The organism is Aliivibrio fischeri ATCC 7744 = JCM 18803 = DSM 507, assembly GCF_023983475.1.
Classification (GTDB): domain Bacteria; phylum Pseudomonadota; class Gammaproteobacteria; order Enterobacterales; family Vibrionaceae; genus Aliivibrio; species Aliivibrio fischeri.
In genome coordinates this window covers 736915-752539 of sequence record NZ_CP092713.1, presented here as the reverse complement: position 1 = coordinate 752539, position 15625 = coordinate 736915, and the positions used below count along the sequence as shown (strand labels likewise).

Genomic DNA, 15625 nt, shown 5'->3' with positions numbered 1-15625 from the left:
AAGTAATGAAAATGAATCATGTTGGCCTAATGGTCGGAAATATGGATAAAGCAGTAGAGTTCTACACTAAAGCTTTAGGTCTTCGCATTGTAATGAACAATACCAAGGTTATTGAAGAGCGTGAAAGTGCGATTGGCCGCATGTGTATCGCGGTATTCGGTGAAGGCTTTAAAGGTTTTAACATTGCTCATCTTGTAACAACTGATGGTATTGGTGTTGAGTTATTTGAAATGAAAGATCGCCAAGAACGTCATGAAGTTGATTTCTCTCGTCTAGGCATTTTCCATTTCTGTTTACAACTGCCAAAAGAGCAATTTGATTCAGCTATTAAACGTGTTGAAGAGTTCGGAGGTAAGGTTCGTATGGATATCATGCGATACCATCCAGAAGACGATTCAAAGCAAGCACAAATGGTTTACCTAGAAGACCCATTTGGCAACTTATTTGAATTTTACTCACACTCTTACGAAGATACATATGCGTCAGATTATGAGTAATAAATAGAGTCATAAAAGCAGTATTACTCGTTGTTAGCAATACTGCTTCTTTTTATCTACGTTGTAGTATGGGTTGTTGTGGTCAATAGCCTCTACTCATACAAATACTTCTGAAACCCAATAAACGTGTCTCGTATCGCCAAAGGAGATCCAAACTCTACGGCTGCATCACTAATCGTATTGTATTTAAGCTCAACCAAACTACGCATTTTCTGTGCAGCTAGTTCTTGTACACCATCTTCAATATATTTATCCAAAATGAATTCTATAAACTCAACTTGTTTATAGGAAAAATGACTTGAAATAGCCGGTTTCGCAATGGCGACACGCTCTTTACGTGTATGCGTATCTCTAGCGTAAGCCACAAAAGATAATAAGTCGTATACGTCACTGTCTTTGGCATCGATAATATCTTTCATGCTATCGAGTTTTTCATCGTCGTACCCAGCTTCATATAAATCAGCTAATAGCTTTTCACGGGTATTTGGATTACTCCATATCTCACGTAACTCATCTTCATTAGCAAAAAACCTTGGTAAGTCCCCAAACAATTGCTCAACGAACTGTTTGGCTGTCAGCATTGCGCCATCGGCTCCCATAAACAACACACTCTTCATGTGCTGTATTTGACGCACTTTTCCATCGGTTAACGTAATGAATATCTTCTCTGGTTTACCCGTATCGTCTTCATCATCACCTATAGGGCAACTACACGGCGAGTTTCCGCAGTTATTGCAAGGTTCTACAATACATTGACAAGGAGAGTGAAAACATTTGCCACAAAGCACGTCAGGATCTTCTATGACGCAGTTACACGGGTTAAATCCACAGGTTTCACATACGCAACTACATGGATTGTGATTGCAGATATCACATGGCTCTTGCTCTGGTTTTTCGTCTGGTGGTAACGGCTCACCGTCCCATTCAGGATCAGAAAAATTATGATGGGCTTTTACAAAATCATACACGGTGAAGAATGACTTCCCATCATACATCCGCGTACCACGGCCAATGATCTGCTTAAACTCAATCATGTTTTTACATTCACGCATTAACACAATGTTTCGCACATTACGGGCATCTACGCCTGTCGATAACTTGCGTGAAGTAGTTAAAATGGTCGGAATGGTTTTTTCATTATCACAGAATGTGCGAAGATCATTTTCGCCTGCTGCACCATCATTTGCAGTAATACGCACACAATAGCTTGGGTTAGTCGTCCACCCTTTTTTTACTGCATATTGATTGATTAAATCACGTACCATACCTGCGTGTTCTTGTGTGGCACAAAACACGATGCTTTTCTCAGATGGGTTAATATGATCCATCCAATACTGCACACGCTTTTGCTCACGCTGCGGCATTACTATGATGCGGTTAAAGTCCCCTTCTTTGTAAACTTTGCCAGCTTCAGGCTCGCCTTTAAACGTAACAGCATCGCCAGGTGTGTAAACATACTCATCCATGGTGCCGACTATCGGATACACCTTAAATGGCGTTAAAAAACCATCGTTAATGCCTTGTTTTAAGGTATAGCTGTAAACTGGCTCACCAAAGTATTTATAACTATCGGCATTGTCAGTACGTTTTGGTGTTGCTGTTAAACCTAACTGCACCGCAGGAGAGAAATAATCTAGAATATCGCGCCACGAACTCTCATCATTCGCACCGCCTCGGTGACACTCATCAATAATGATAAAATCGAAAAAGTCTTCTGGGTATTGTCTGAAGTTACAGTTGCTTGTATCTGTTATTACCGCTTGTTCAAATTCTTCATCTTCAACTTCTTCTGCATTTAAGCTGTGTTTATTTGCAGAGTCGGTCATTAGGGTTTGGAAAATTGCCATAAAGATACTGGCGTTTTTAGGTACACCCTTGGCTTTTTTGATTTCACTTGGAGTAATACGCACGACGGCATCTTCACCAAAAGCGCCGAAGTCGTTAAAGGCTTGTTTGGTTAATACATTACGGTCGGCTAAAAATAGAATACGTGGGCGTTTTTTAGCATTACTTGGGTTCTTAGCCGCTTGTAAACTCCAACGACTATTAAACAGCTTCCATGACAATTGAAAGGCAATACAGGTTTTACCCGTGCCTGTTGCAAGTGTGAGTAGAATACGGTCTTTGCCTTTTGCTATTGCCTCTAACGCTTGGTTAATGGCGTTTTCTTGGTAATAACGAGGTTGCCAATCGCCTTTACATTCAAAGGGGATTTTTGCAAAGTTTTCACGCCAAGTGCTCGTAAACGCTGGCTCGGCTTTACCGTCATCACCATTAAATGCAATCGCCCACATCTCTTCAGGGCTTAAATAGCGGTTAACGAGCTGTTCTTCACCCGTCAGCATGTCTATTTGGTAAATGTCATGACCATTTGTGGCATAAGCGAAACGGCACTGTAAACGCTCGGCGTAGTCTTTGGCTTGGCGTACACCTTCGGTGTAACTTAGGCTTTCACGTTTGGCTTCAACAGCAGCGAGTTTACGGCCTTGAAACTCTAAAACGTAATCAGCACTGAGTTTTGAGCCACGTTTACCGCCGCCCAAAATACGGCCAGCAGTAATACTCACCTCTCGGCGAATAATGCTGTGATCAGCTTTACCCCAACCATCGACCGTCAATTTAGGCGAGATTAACTCAGCACGGGTTTCAGATTCATTTCTACTCATGACACTTACCTTGTGTTTACTGTTTAGACTGATGCTTAATCGTGAGTTAATTCACCGCTAAAGGCTTTTTGTAAGATGGACTTTTTAAGTTCGTCTATCGAGTCTAATTTTTGCTGGTAAATTGCTTCAAGCTCAATAACCCTTTCTTTAGCTTCAAATAACTTTTGCGCAATCAATTCCTGCTCAATCACATCATTTAAAATTGGAACAGATATCACCTGCATTTTTTTTGGTGACGTATGTCGAACCTTTAATCCTGTAGCGGTCTCTTGAACCTTTGCTCTGAAATTTTTTGTATTAAATAGATGAAATAAAAATTTCAAACTGACTTTATTTTTAAACTCAGGTGTAAGTTCAACCAATCCTAAACGCTGATTATGAAGAAAGGTATTATTTTCAGGTACTAAAGCAGAAGAGCCTAGTAAACCTACTGCTTGTTCCGTCATAGCAACCAGAAGGTCACCTTTTTTAAGTAAATACTCAGCAGGAAAATCACCTTCATAATATTTTGTTTTCTCACCTCTATATCTATATCCACCATCTTCGTAGAAGCTACCTGGAGTTAATAATATCAACTTCGATTTATCTACAAAAAACTCAGATTTAAATGCAAATCCATGCTTAAAATTACAAATATCTCCTAGGGGTAAATCAACCCAACCTTCACCTTTCTGGCTAAACACTTGTTGCAAGTAGCTATCAAATAACTCGCGGGCGTTTTTTAGGTTTTGTTCGGTTTTAGCACGGGTTTGTTCTAAGTCGGAAAATACAGTATCGAGCAATGCCACAATGCGCTTTTGTTCCACTAAATTTACATACGAAAAGCTTAATGACTCTATTTGCTTTTTATTAATTGATGCAAATACAGCCCCTTCATTACCTGTTATCTCATCTTGTTTAGATAATAAGTAATAATATAAGAAGTCTTTATTTAGCTTTTCACTCGGTCTAATTGCAGCTAGACCTCGGCCAATACAAATATTCTGTGTTGAGAAATTAATAGGGCCAACAGGTGCCCTTACTGACATTAAAATATCACCAGCTTGTGCTTCTTTCGTGACTTTTGTCGTCCATTTTTGTGGAGCACCTATAAAACGGTCACCAAACTCCTTTTTCCCTTGATAAAAAGGTAAGCCTTCCACCTCAGTATTGTAATATTTACCTTGAGGTGATTGACCTGCAATTACCTCACAGAAATCACCTAAAGATTGATTTGACCACTCCATTACAACAACTCCTGAATCTTAGCTAAAATCGCTTCAGATTCTTTATCAAGTTTAATAATGTCATCAATAATAGCTTTAGGCTCACGCAGTGGTGCGTCTTCTGCAACATTCGGGTTTTTAACCGATAGGTCATAGGTGTTTTCATCAATATCACTAATTGCTAATGACCATGATTTATCTGAAACCCCTTTTTTCAAATCACCCATAGCGGCTTTTTGCAGCTTAACAAAGTCTTCTAAATCTTTGTCGTTTAGTGGGTTTGTTTTACCCATGTTACGACCGACATTTAGCTCATAAAACCATGTATTAAGCGTAGGTTCGCCTTTGGTAAAGAACAGCACCACGGTTTTTACACCTGCACCTAAGAACGTACCACCAGGGCAATCGAGTACTGTATGCAAGTTACAGTTTTCAAGTAGTTCCTTACGCAGTGCAATTGCCGCTTTATCGGTATTACTTAAAAAGGTATTTTTAATAACTACAGCCGCACGGCCACCGGGTTTAAGCATTTTGATAAAGTGCTGCAAAAACAAAAATGCTGTTTCGCCCGTTTGGATAGGGAAGTTCTCTTGAACCTCTTTACGCTCTTTTCCACCAAATGGCGGGTTAGCCAGAATGATGTCGTGTTGACTGCTTGGTTGAATATCTTGCAGATTTTCAGACAGTGTATTGGTGTGTAATACGTTAGGCGCTTCAATGCCGTGCAAAATCATGTTCATGATAGCGATAACATACGCCAGAGATTTTTTCTCCTTGGCATAAAACGTATCTTTTTGCAGTGTCGCTAAGTCAGTGGTGCTTAATTTTACTTTTTCGCGGCCACCTTGACGTAGATAATCAAAGGCTTCACACAAGAACCCCGCAGAACCTGCTGCGCCATCGTAAATAGTTTCACCGATTTTAGGCTGAACGACATCGATCATCGCTCGGATTAATGGGCGCGGCGTATAGTATTCACCACCGTTACGACCTGCGTTACCCATGTTTTTAATTTTAGCTTCATACAAGTGGCTCAGTTCGTGTTTTTCTTGCTGTGAGCGAAAACGTAATGTATCAATTTTTTCCAATGCGTCACGCAGTGAATAACCACTTTGAATCTTGTTTTTTATCTCGCTAAAAATCTCACCAATTTTGTATTCGATGGTGTTTGCGCTATCAGCACGTTGCTTAAAGCCTTTTAAGTATGGGAAAAGCTTGCCATCCACAAAATCCATCAGGTCATCACCCGTTAAGGCGTTGTTATGATCAAACTTACCATCTGCATCTTTAGGCGCAGCCCAGTTACTCCAACGGAATTGTTCTTCGATGATGTACTCGTAAGTTTCCATCATCATTTCCGCTTCTTGGGATTTGGTGAACTCAAGATCGTCAAGGTACTTTAAAAACAGCATCCATGAAGACTGTTCTGTGTAATCTAGCTCAGAAGAGCAACCTGCATCTTTATGGAAGATGTCATCAACGTTCTTGAATACTTGTTCAAACATGTTTTGAGTGTCCTGATAGCGGCTAAGTTATGGGAAGAAGGTCTAATATTCTCCTGAGAAACCCATAACAAATTGAATTATGTAATTAGGGAGGAATATACCCTTTTTCTTTAGTCTTTACTTTGATTTAGTGATGCAATGAGTTTTTTTCTTTCACTCTCAGTCATTTGAGAAATTAAACAGGCTAACTCGGCTGCACTTTCATCTTCACAGAAGAAATAATTAAGCGGCACACCTAATTCATCAGCGATAAGCTTTAAGGTTTGAATATCAGGGGTGTGCTTGCCTTTCTCGTATTGATTCATTCGAGGGCTTGCTGAACTTTCATCCATACCTATACACACTCCCAATGCTTTTTGAGAGAGTTTCGCTTTTTTACGAGCTTGTTTGAGTCGCTCTGGGATTGGACTAATAAATAACACTTAAATTTCATTTCGGTAGACTCTAATAACTAAGATTGTCTTAGTTTTATCGATTCCTGTATACTAAGCAATACTTAGTTTTTAGTTAATGTGATTTTGAAAATGAAACGGTCTCGAAGAATTAGTGCGGTGATGCACAAGTTATTGATAGAAAATGGGTTAAATGGGTTCACTGTGCTAGAAGCTAGAGATTTGTGGCTATCACTTAATAATATGAACACCAATTCTGCTGAAGCTCGCAAAAAAGTGTATCGTTCCATTTTACACTTTGAAAAGAAATGTTGGTTGCGAACTGAAGGATCTGGACGGGCAAAACGTTACTTTCAAACTGTTCAATTTAAAGAGTTACATAAAAATGTAACCACGAATAATCAAGTAAATACAAAATCTCAGGCACTCGTTCAAGACTATTCTATTTTGAACAATGAGCGTAATGAATACAAGGGCGAACTGGAGATAGTACTTGGGGAGGTTGACGAGTATCAGTCGGTCATATCCCGATTTCCTGAGCTAGAAAATAAACTGGCCCCTTTGCATCAGCAGGCTAAGGAGCGCGCTGCTTTATTGCTCGGTAAAGTGAACGTTTTAACAAAAGTTCTTAACACTCTTTATGAAGGAAATGAAGCATGTTGAGAAAGTGGCAAAGTGAATGTTCTGACAGAGCATTGGAGAAATACCAATCTAACGGCTCCCATTTTTTTTGCCAAGCTACACCAGGGGCTGGAAAGACGGTTCTTGCTGCTAATATTGCATTAAGACTGCTACAAAACGACATGGTGGATCTTGTGTTGTGCTTTTCACCATCGTTGACGGTTTCTGATAGTATTAAGAAAACCTTTTCATCATTCCTTAATTGCACATTTAATGGTGGGATGGGAGCTATCGGACAATCTTTAACCTATCAATCTATCCAGTTCCTTAATGATGAGTTTTGGCAAACATTACGCAATCATAGAGTCTTTGTTGTTTTTGATGAAATACACCACTGCGCTGGCTCTGAGGTTGAAAATGCGAACATTTAGGGGCAGCAAATTCTAACAAAGATACAAGGGCTTGCTACTTTTACACTTGCACTTTCAGGAACACCATGGCGATCAGACTCTTTACCTATTGTGATGGGTGAATACAGCGACCCAGAAGGACAACTTCTTGTCGATTACCAATATACTCTTGAACAAGCGATTACTGATGGTGTCTGTAGATCGCCTAAAATCGTGTTAATTGATAATGAACACTTGTCTGTTAGTAGTAGCGAAAAAGTGGAATCTTTTTCATCAATATTAGAGATGCTTAAGCAGACAAAAGCGTCTTACCAGAGTGTAATTCACAACCAAGAGGCTATAGAATATCTACTAAGTTTAGGGTGTGAACGATTAGCAAGAGTGCGCTTAGACTCTCCAAATGCCGGCGGACTCATTGTTGCTGCGTCAGTTCAGCATGCACACGAAATCAAAGAGGTTCTCTCTCAGAAATTTGGTCAAACCGTTTCAATTGTTACTTATCGACATGAAGAACCGCTAGCAGAAATAAAACGTTATCGACAAAGCGACACTCAATGGATCGTTAGTGTCGGAATGATAAGCGAAGGAACGGATATCCCTAGACTTCAAGTGTGTTGTCATATGAGCGCTGTAAAAACGGAACTGTATTTCAGGCAAGTGCTAGGACGTATTCTTCGAATCGACTCTTCCACGGCTCAACAAGCATGGTTATTTACATTTGCAGAACAAAACCTTATCCAGTTTGCTGAGCGAATTGAAGACGATATTCCTGAGTCATGTATTTATGCGAACATGGGAAAACCAATCAAGACTGAACTCCCTAATAAACGAAATGGTTTGAATGATAAAAAACCTTTGCTTGAGCCTCTAAGTCACACAAGTTCAAATGTATCTTGGGGAAATGGTATAGGCAGTTCAACCGCTCTTTATGGCACTCAAGGGACGTTTGATGAACTTCGGCTTGGAGCTTTTAAGCAGCGAGTAATCTCGGCATTTTCTACCATATAATAAAAGTAGACGCATTACTCAAAGGGGCAAACGATATAGTTATCCTTACCATCTGATACTCGGCAGTATTTATCTTATTGCCAAAATTATGACTATAAATCTAATATCAGTGAGGGCTATCGAGATTTTTTAGTTTGTTAAACAACAGTATCCAGTATAATCTTTTTATTTATAGTAGCTTATGGTGATTTAATGCCTAAAACAAGAGATAATCATTATGTGCCTCAGTGGCATCAAAAGGGCTTTGTTAGTGAAAGAGAAAACGAGCTTTGCCATCTCAAGCAAAAAATAATTATATTGCCGAATGGGACTGAAAAAATTATCCCTCCATCCAAAAAGTGGCAGACTCCGACCCAACGTTTTTATCAAAAAGACCTATACACGACTTTCTTTGGAGATGAAATCAACGATGAAATTGAGAAAAAATTGTTTGGGTATATTGATGATAATGGCTCACATGCTGTAAAGGCGTTTCTAACAGATGACCCAGCTGAATGGCATCAGCATTTTGAAAGTTTCTTTTCGTATTTAGATGCCCAAAAAATAAGAACACCAAAGGGCTTAGATTGGATAAAAAGCCATTACCCAGAGCTTAGTCAAAATGACTTGATGAAAGAAATGCAATCAGTAAGGTCGTTGCATTGTACTCTGTGGGCTGAGGGAGTACGAGAACTCGTTTCAGCCGAAGATTCAGCGGTTAAATTTATAGTTTCAGATCATCCTGTAACGGTATACAACAATGCATGCCCACCTGACTCAAAGCTATGTAAATACCCCAACGATCCAGATATTTCACTAAAAGGCTCACAAACTATTTTTCCATTAGATAAAAATAGATGCTTAATTTTGACCAATCTTGAATATGCAAAAGCCCCTGAATCAGTAGACCCTCTAGAGCCTCGCACTAACGCAGCAAAGATGCGTCAAAGCATGGTTAATACCATAGAGTTTATCAATACTCGAAAGTTGTCAGATGAAGAAGTAACTAAGATTAACTATATAATCAAAAGTCGTTCAAATGAGTCTGTAGCTGCTGGCTCTGATTCTTGGCTACATCCTGATAACGAAGTTCATTGCGATTGGGCTGATTTAAAACATGTATTGTTACCACCATCTAGCGAACTTTATTGTTATGGTGGGGAGATGCTTGCAAAATTTGATGATGGCCATGTTCATTATCAAGATGAATTTGGCCGGCAAACACCCGAAAGTAGTTTTCTTAAAAAGACAATTGATGAAAAAATGCTAGGTCCCAATGACAGCTGTGGGTGCGGTAGTGGTAGAAAGTTCAAGAAGTGCTGTAGAGATATACCGATAGAGAAGCGTTCGACTTGGTCGTATCTAAGTATTAGGGAACGAAATCTAGCGTTGTGTAATGCAATCAGAGACGTTCTGGGGCTCAATAAAGGAAAGTCATGGGATGATGTTAGGCGTGAATTGTCAGATGAACAGGTGTCAGAAATCTATAGGTTTTATTCCGTACTATGGCCCACTGATACTGATATCTATTCTATGTTGCCTAAACCTGATGGTAAGTTTCGTGGACTTTATACTGGCCCATTAGATATTAGAAGGATAGGTATACACGCACTTGCTATGGCACCTCATTTTGAGGAGTTTCTGATTCAACACCCATTTATCAATCCTAACAATGTAAAGCCTGAATTTAGTCCTGTTGAAACACCTAATAGTTACAAATATCAGGCCCTGAAAGATTTTCGCTTCATGTTAATGATTGAGCCATATATTGGTTTAGGGTTGGTAAATCTCATTCCTGATCCTTGTTGCTTTGACTATAGCTTACATCGTGAAATGCTAGACATGGCAGCTTCTAGAAAAGGAACTTTCATTAGCCCGTCAGATCACCTGTTGCACTTGCATTTGATGACAGAAGACCTTTTAAACTCTACATATATGAGGCCTCGAGAAGTACGAAAGAGAATGCTATTGAGTGAGTTTCCTCATTTGACAGACAGCCAAGCTGAAGACGTGAATGATACTTTAAATGAGAAAGCCAAAATTGATCCATTAATCCCCTTACAAGACTTAGGAGGTCAGTTTATGCCCTTTAGCATGGCACCAAACTATGAAATGGGTTTATTTTTAGCTCAAGTAACAGGTTCGGTAATTGTAACCGACAGTGAATCTAGATGGGTTGAGTTTCATACAGCTCAACATCGAAACCAAGGAATAGCGACTTATCCTTGGAGTGAAGTTTACGATACAGTCACGATGGTTCCAGTAGACTCTCAAGCAATGAATTCGTTTCGTAAATCAACAAGTGCGAATTTTGTTATGTACCGAGATTGGCTGAAGTCTTCCCATGCTTTAGTAGCTTCAAATAACTCAGAACAAAATGCAATATCTGAGAAGAAGGCGCAGGCTGTTGAACTAGATATAAAAATCAAAGCTCATGAACCTGGGGGTGATTCAATTAACTTTACAGCTTTAGTTCCCGAAGGAGGTCTTTATGATAAAAATGTGCAACGATTACTTCTAAAGTCAAACTGTACTGATTACAACGACAAAGCATTAGCTGTGTATTACTTGTCTTCATAGCATTTCATTTTTAAGGTATGAATTGCCACCCAACTTGTAAACCTTAACAAGTTCAATTTTGCTCAAACTCAGCTTATCAATATCTAGCAGTTTAGTGTAACACCTCTAAACTGTTTCTATCCAGAGGTGTGCAAGAGCCTATCGCAGCTAACACACCTCATCAAGCTGAGTTGTTTTTATCCCTAGAAAATAAAGGTGAATAAGTTGTTTAATTATATCTACACGATCGAATAAAAATGCTCATTCCCCATTACTATCAGTTACTTATAAATTATGCAAGTTGCATTATGCAACTTGCATAATTAACTTTTAAATGGGATGGCAGTCTGTGGTTAGCTTTAAATTAAATACTGCCCAAAAGGTTACTGGAGAATATTTTAACTCGTTTACGCCCCAAAACTTGTTAAATCAAATACTCTACAAAATTTATGTGCGTGCATTTTTGGGAATATGAATAGGTTGGAAGCCGTACTTTCCAGATATCGCCGGAGTTATACGATAACTTTCGGCAATTTATGAAGTTCACACGCTATAAACGATGCGTTATGGGCTTTGATTGAGCCGTGACTAGAGTCACTCTTCCACTTAATCCCACATTTATTGGCTGCTAGATTTAAACTATTGGAATTGAAAAGCTCACAAAGTGAGCTTTCCGTTGACATTAGCTAGCCTATGATGCGTTTAAATCGAGTTCTAAAGGCTTTCTCACCACCTTCCATTTGGAAACATATAAACGCTTTGACCGCCTCTTCCTGAAGTCCTCCTGATATATGAGGCTCTAACCTTTGAGCTTGCTGTTTCATCCCTACCACTAGCTCAGCATCCCCGTTCACAACAATTGGCGCAGAGTGAGTTACGACAACTAATTGTCTGCGTTTCTTATTATTTGAAATCGCAGGGATCACAGAACTGGCAAGCATTGCGCAGTCCAAGTCATCTTCAGGCTGATCGAGGATAAGTGGGTCTTCGCCATATGACATCAAAAACGACAACATAGACGCAGATTTTTGACCTGGTGACGCCCTTTCTAATTGACGAAATTCACCAATCGAGTCTTGGAACTGAATTTGAAGACCATCATCAGGAAACCAACAATGTAAGTCATCCAATCTTTCATCTTGTAGTTGTCCCAATCGAGTTCTTAGTGAGCCGTGTATCCCGGCATAGTCACTACTACCTTCCTTTTTGACACAAGCGATATGAAAACGCTTTAGTTTTGCCAACTCAGAATATCGCTGCTCCGCACTTTTAGGATTGAATTTGTTAAAACTGTTTAGGTCGTACAACAAGCTATTCGGAGTACCTTCATCAAAAATGTGACTTTCGAATCTTTCGATTCCAGAGGCTGCCTGGTAACTTTTGACTAATCGGTCGCTCGAACATGCCAGAGGAAGCACCTGGATTTTCAGCTCCACTAAACCAAGATCAGCAATAAACTGATTGCGAACTGTGGTTAGATTCTCCCTATGAGTGACAAGCTGCTCGTATACATCAGCTTTGTTTGCTTGAATCAAAGCAAGTTCGTCCTTCAAACCTTGCTCGTTATTTAGAACCAGCTGGAACTCCGCTTGCGAGTCCATAAGAGCACTCAGCTCTTCATGGTCAATGCTCGCGTTGTTTAAATCAGATACCTTGGTACTCAACTCACTAGTATTATCAGAAATTCTAAGCTTGAGCGTCTGAAGATAGCTTTGCTCAGATGACTTAATTAATTTTGCCTTTGATTCATCAATTAATGAGAGTACAGCTGTACTCAAGGTGTCGTGAATTTCATTCACCTCTAGTTGCCACTTACCTAAATCAGACTCAGGATCGTCAATATCTGTTACGGTACTCTCCGCGCAAGCACTTTCCAGCGTCTCGATTAAGTCGTCCACTTTCTGCTTACTGCCTTCAGCTTTGCTTAACTCTTCCTTATCGTTAGTAAGCGTCTGTTGAAGTGACTCTAATCCGGCCTCTTTTAAGGTTTGAAGCTTACGATCAACGTCTTGTAGTTGGCCTTTAGTAATTGTTAGGTTTTCGATAGATCGCAGGGCTTCACGCTCGTCAGAACAGTACTGTTTGTATTTAGTTTCAAGATTGAGTTTATCTTGTTCCCACTTAGCATAATTTACCGTTTCACTTTCATCGATTACGCGAAGAAATGAATTCGGTTGAGTCGCCATTTCATACAACATTTTTTGTGAGTAAATCGAGACTGGAAAGCGCGATGTATTAAAGGTTTCTTCCTCCTCCCACAGCCCACTTACCTTATTAAGGTGATGAAAATGAGTATTTGTCGGTGACCATGTCAGCTTGTATCTCTCTTGACCTTTACGGTACTCAAGTTCGATGAATGAGTCAGGTGACATAGCCCCGTCCGGCCCCGCCTTTTTGAATACATCGATATTGCTTTGTTGTATTAGAGGAAGGTTTTCATCACGACGGAGACTCAAGCGTATCGCTTCTATCAACGTTGACTTACCCGAACCACGACTCCCTACAATTGATGTATACCAAGGGCTTAGGTCAATGCTAATGGGATTACCATTGACGTCTTGGCACATCTTGGTCTTTAAAGTTAATTTGGTGATTTGCTGCGATGGGATCGCTGGTGGCTGTTTAGGTCCGCGTTTTATACAGTGCTTAGGATCAGACAGTGCGACCTTTAACCCTTCAAAAGAAGGTTTTATCATCTTAACCCAAGTGTAACCCTGACCCATCTCATCAATAGAATGCGCGTCAGACCCTTTTACCCAAGCCAGATCCTCGATGAGCTTCTTCTGATAAGTTTCGAGAGCATCCATCTCACCGATTAGCTCTATAGCATCAGGATTTGCATCAAAAATACTGCTTACTGACCCCTGATTGGAATTCTTGAAAATTCCTTTATGCATGTCTACGTGCGCCAGAATGGCCAAAGCAGGTGTAGAAAAGCCATGGATAGCCTCAATAATCCCGCGTGTACCATATGTCAGCTCCAATGAATGATTCTTGCCTTGGGTGGAAGGAAGACCGCAACTACCCACCAGCTCACTAATGGTTGAGGACGTAGCGTCGTCATGCAAGATAGCAAGAACATGTACGTTACCCGCTGCAGTGAGCTCCACTGCAGGCATAATAACAATGTCCCGATACCCATTACTCACACCAGAATCAGACTCAGCTTTGAGCGCATCAAGTTCTGCTCGAATGGTATCTAGACCAGACCCCGTATTGTGGTCACTCAATACCACGCAATCCACTTCATTGGACATTTGACCAAGGAGCCATTCACGGCTAGTACAGATAAGTGACCTGTCAGACCTAGGAAAGTCATCCGAGGCAGGAGAATGACAATGAAAATCAACCTTAAACCACTTGCTACCAACAATTTGCAACTTGTGCTCCCAATGCAAATAAGCAACTCTATTATTATGTGTACCGAATGCTATACGAGATTGTTATTTCTTTCAATGTGTTGCAACACATTTACGCTTACATTTTATGGGAAATGCGGTAGTCATATAGTGAATGTCTGAATCGTTATTCTACCTAATCCAAATCAGGTCACTCAGTTTAACGGCTTTCCATGTTTACGCTAGATCCTATCTGATGTTCCCCCTCTAAGGTATAAACTTTACTTCATGAGCTAACTAATTAGAATCAACTCACATTATATAATGAATATTTATTCATCTGGCGAACACCCTATAATTGATTTATGTTTCTTTTTCTAGAAAGTAGAGAGGGTAGAAGTGAAATGGATACGGATGTATCAAAGGCAGGTATACTAAAATCAATGCAGCTATCCGTTACAACCTATCAGTAAGATATAGAATATATACTGACAACATTTGAAGGTGAAAAGCAATATTAGGAAAAGCCTACGTGATTCATTTTCATAATTTACCTCAAATTCAGTTTTATAATTCGTTGTTCGTTTCGATGAGGTAATAATAGTAAACCCTATGGATAATATGAAATTATCAATATTTATCACTTTAATAATTTATTGTTATACAAAAGTAAGGGGCTCAACCTAAATCAGAGCCTTTAAACTAATATCAATTAAGAGCGTACATTCTTTATAAAATACCGCTCTAATTCTTCAATGTGACCACTACATAGAATTTCTACTGCATTTTTAATGTGTTGCAGTGGCCAATCCCACCACTTTATGGCTAATAATATTTGAATTAAGTTTTCATCAAACCGTTTTTTAACCACCACATTATTTCCTACCACAACGGAATAAGGTGCCACATTTTTAGTAATAACGGCTCTAGCTCCAATGATTGCCCCATCTCCAATATGAACGCCAGGCATAATCATTGCCTCACTACCAATCCATACATCGTTACCTACAATGGTATCGCCAGCTCTTTGAAAGCCATCTTTCACCCCTTCACCAAACTCTTTTTTTGAAAATGGAAATGTTGATATCCAATCGGCTCTATGTCCTTGATTGCCAGCCATCATAAATATTGCCCCTGATGCAATAGAGCAAAATTTACCTATTCGGAGTTTATCAACCTCTCCAAACTGTCCGCTCTCCCACACCTCTTGTGTCGAAGCATCTCCTAATAAGTAACGAACAGCTTGCTCCTCAAAGGTCTTAGAATGATAAAAACCCGAATAATAGCTATAATCTCCAACTTCAATATTTGGGTTTTTAACCTGTTCTTTGAGGTTTTGACCTTCAAGCCAACTATTAAACGCTTCCATTTATTCTCTCTCTTAAATTAATCTTGCTGAAAGTATAATCAGTCTCTATTATTTCCAGTAGAGACCATTTAGATAA

9 protein-coding genes and 1 pseudogene are annotated in these 15625 nt (G+C 39.6%); 4 read left to right on the top strand and 6 right to left on the bottom strand.

The window, feature by feature from the left end; translation table 11 throughout:
* The first annotated feature begins 5 nt into the window (after nucleotides 1–5).
* Nucleotides 6–497, top strand: a complete 492-nt coding sequence (locus AVFI_RS16840; protein ID WP_054776165.1) for a VOC family protein — start codon at nucleotides 6–8, stop codon at nucleotides 495–497.
* Between the two features lie 92 nt (nucleotides 498–589).
* Here AVFI_RS16840 and hsdR read toward each other — a convergent pair whose 3' ends face one another.
* The 4 genes from hsdR to AVFI_RS16820 all read right to left on the bottom strand — a co-directional run bounded on the left by hsdR (nucleotide 590) and on the right by AVFI_RS16820 (nucleotide 6295).
* Entirely contained in the window at nucleotides 590–3163 is a 2574-nt protein-coding gene (gene hsdR, locus AVFI_RS16835; RefSeq protein WP_199414915.1) for an EcoAI/FtnUII family type I restriction enzme subunit R, read from the bottom strand.
* A gap of 35 nt (nucleotides 3164–3198) precedes the next feature.
* A complete protein-coding gene (locus tag AVFI_RS16830) occupies nucleotides 3199–4389 on the bottom strand; it encodes a restriction endonuclease subunit S (RefSeq protein WP_188863921.1) in 1191 nt (396 codons plus the stop codon).
* Entirely contained in the window at nucleotides 4389–5873 is a 1485-nt protein-coding gene (locus AVFI_RS16825; RefSeq protein WP_188863922.1) for a class I SAM-dependent DNA methyltransferase, read from the bottom strand. Before AVFI_RS16825 ends, AVFI_RS16830 begins: the two co-directional genes overlap by 1 nt.
* A gap of 110 nt (nucleotides 5874–5983) precedes the next feature.
* Nucleotides 5984–6295, bottom strand: a complete 312-nt coding sequence (locus tag AVFI_RS16820) for a helix-turn-helix domain-containing protein (RefSeq protein ID WP_188863923.1) — start codon at nucleotides 6293–6295, stop codon at nucleotides 5984–5986.
* A 102-nt stretch (nucleotides 6296–6397) separates the two neighbouring features.
* Between AVFI_RS16820 and AVFI_RS16815 the strand changes: the two genes are divergently transcribed.
* The 3 genes and pseudogenes from AVFI_RS16815 (at nucleotide 6398) to AVFI_RS16805 (ending at nucleotide 10863) form a co-directional block, all read left to right on the top strand.
* Nucleotides 6398–6928 carry a hypothetical protein gene (locus tag AVFI_RS16815; RefSeq protein ID WP_188863924.1) on the top strand — a complete coding sequence of 177 codons (531 nt, stop codon included), beginning with the start codon at nucleotides 6398–6400 and terminating at the stop codon, nucleotides 6926–6928.
* Nucleotides 6922–8304: pseudogene (locus AVFI_RS16810) on the top strand (DEAD/DEAH box helicase). The gene AVFI_RS16815 and the pseudogene AVFI_RS16810 overlap by 7 nt, the downstream one beginning before the upstream one ends.
* Before the next feature lie 192 nt (nucleotides 8305–8496).
* Nucleotides 8497–10863: a DUF4238 domain-containing protein gene (locus AVFI_RS16805; RefSeq protein ID WP_188863925.1), complete on the top strand. Its 2367-nt coding sequence runs from the start codon at nucleotides 8497–8499 to the stop codon at nucleotides 10861–10863.
* 665 nt (nucleotides 10864–11528) lie between these two features.
* Here the strand turns inward: AVFI_RS16805 and ppl are convergent.
* On the bottom strand, nucleotides 11529–14222 hold the full coding sequence (gene ppl, locus AVFI_RS16800) for an anti-phage protein Ppl (RefSeq protein WP_199414916.1): 2694 nt from the start codon (nucleotides 14220–14222) through the stop codon (nucleotides 11529–11531).
* Between the two features lie 670 nt (nucleotides 14223–14892).
* The gene (locus AVFI_RS16795; protein WP_188863622.1) at nucleotides 14893–15549 is read right to left on the bottom strand and encodes a CatB-related O-acetyltransferase; all 657 of its coding nucleotides are present in this window, start codon (nucleotides 15547–15549) and stop codon (nucleotides 14893–14895) included.
* Nucleotides 15550–15625 lie beyond the last annotated feature (76 nt).

Excerpts from the sequence above, each read along its gene's own strand:
- hsdR (WP_199414915.1), bottom strand. The coding sequence starts at position 3,163 with ATGAGTAGAAATGAATCTGAAACCCGTGCTGAGTTAATCTCGCCTAAA.
- AVFI_RS16815 (WP_188863924.1), top strand. The coding sequence starts at position 6,398 with ATGAAACGGTCTCGAAGAATTAGTGCGGTGATGCACAAGTTATTGATA.
- AVFI_RS16840 (WP_054776165.1), top strand. The coding sequence starts at position 6 with ATGAAAATGAATCATGTTGGCCTAATGGTCGGAAATATGGATAAAGCA.
- AVFI_RS16795 (WP_188863622.1), bottom strand. The coding sequence starts at position 15,549 with ATGGAAGCGTTTAATAGTTGGCTTGAAGGTCAAAACCTCAAAGAACAG.
- AVFI_RS16825 (WP_188863922.1), bottom strand. The coding sequence starts at position 5,873 with ATGTTTGAACAAGTATTCAAGAACGTTGATGACATCTTCCATAAAGAT.
- AVFI_RS16830 (WP_188863921.1), bottom strand. The coding sequence starts at position 4,389 with ATGGAGTGGTCAAATCAATCTTTAGGTGATTTCTGTGAGGTAATTGCA.
- AVFI_RS16805 (WP_188863925.1), top strand. The coding sequence starts at position 8,497 with ATGCCTAAAACAAGAGATAATCATTATGTGCCTCAGTGGCATCAAAAG.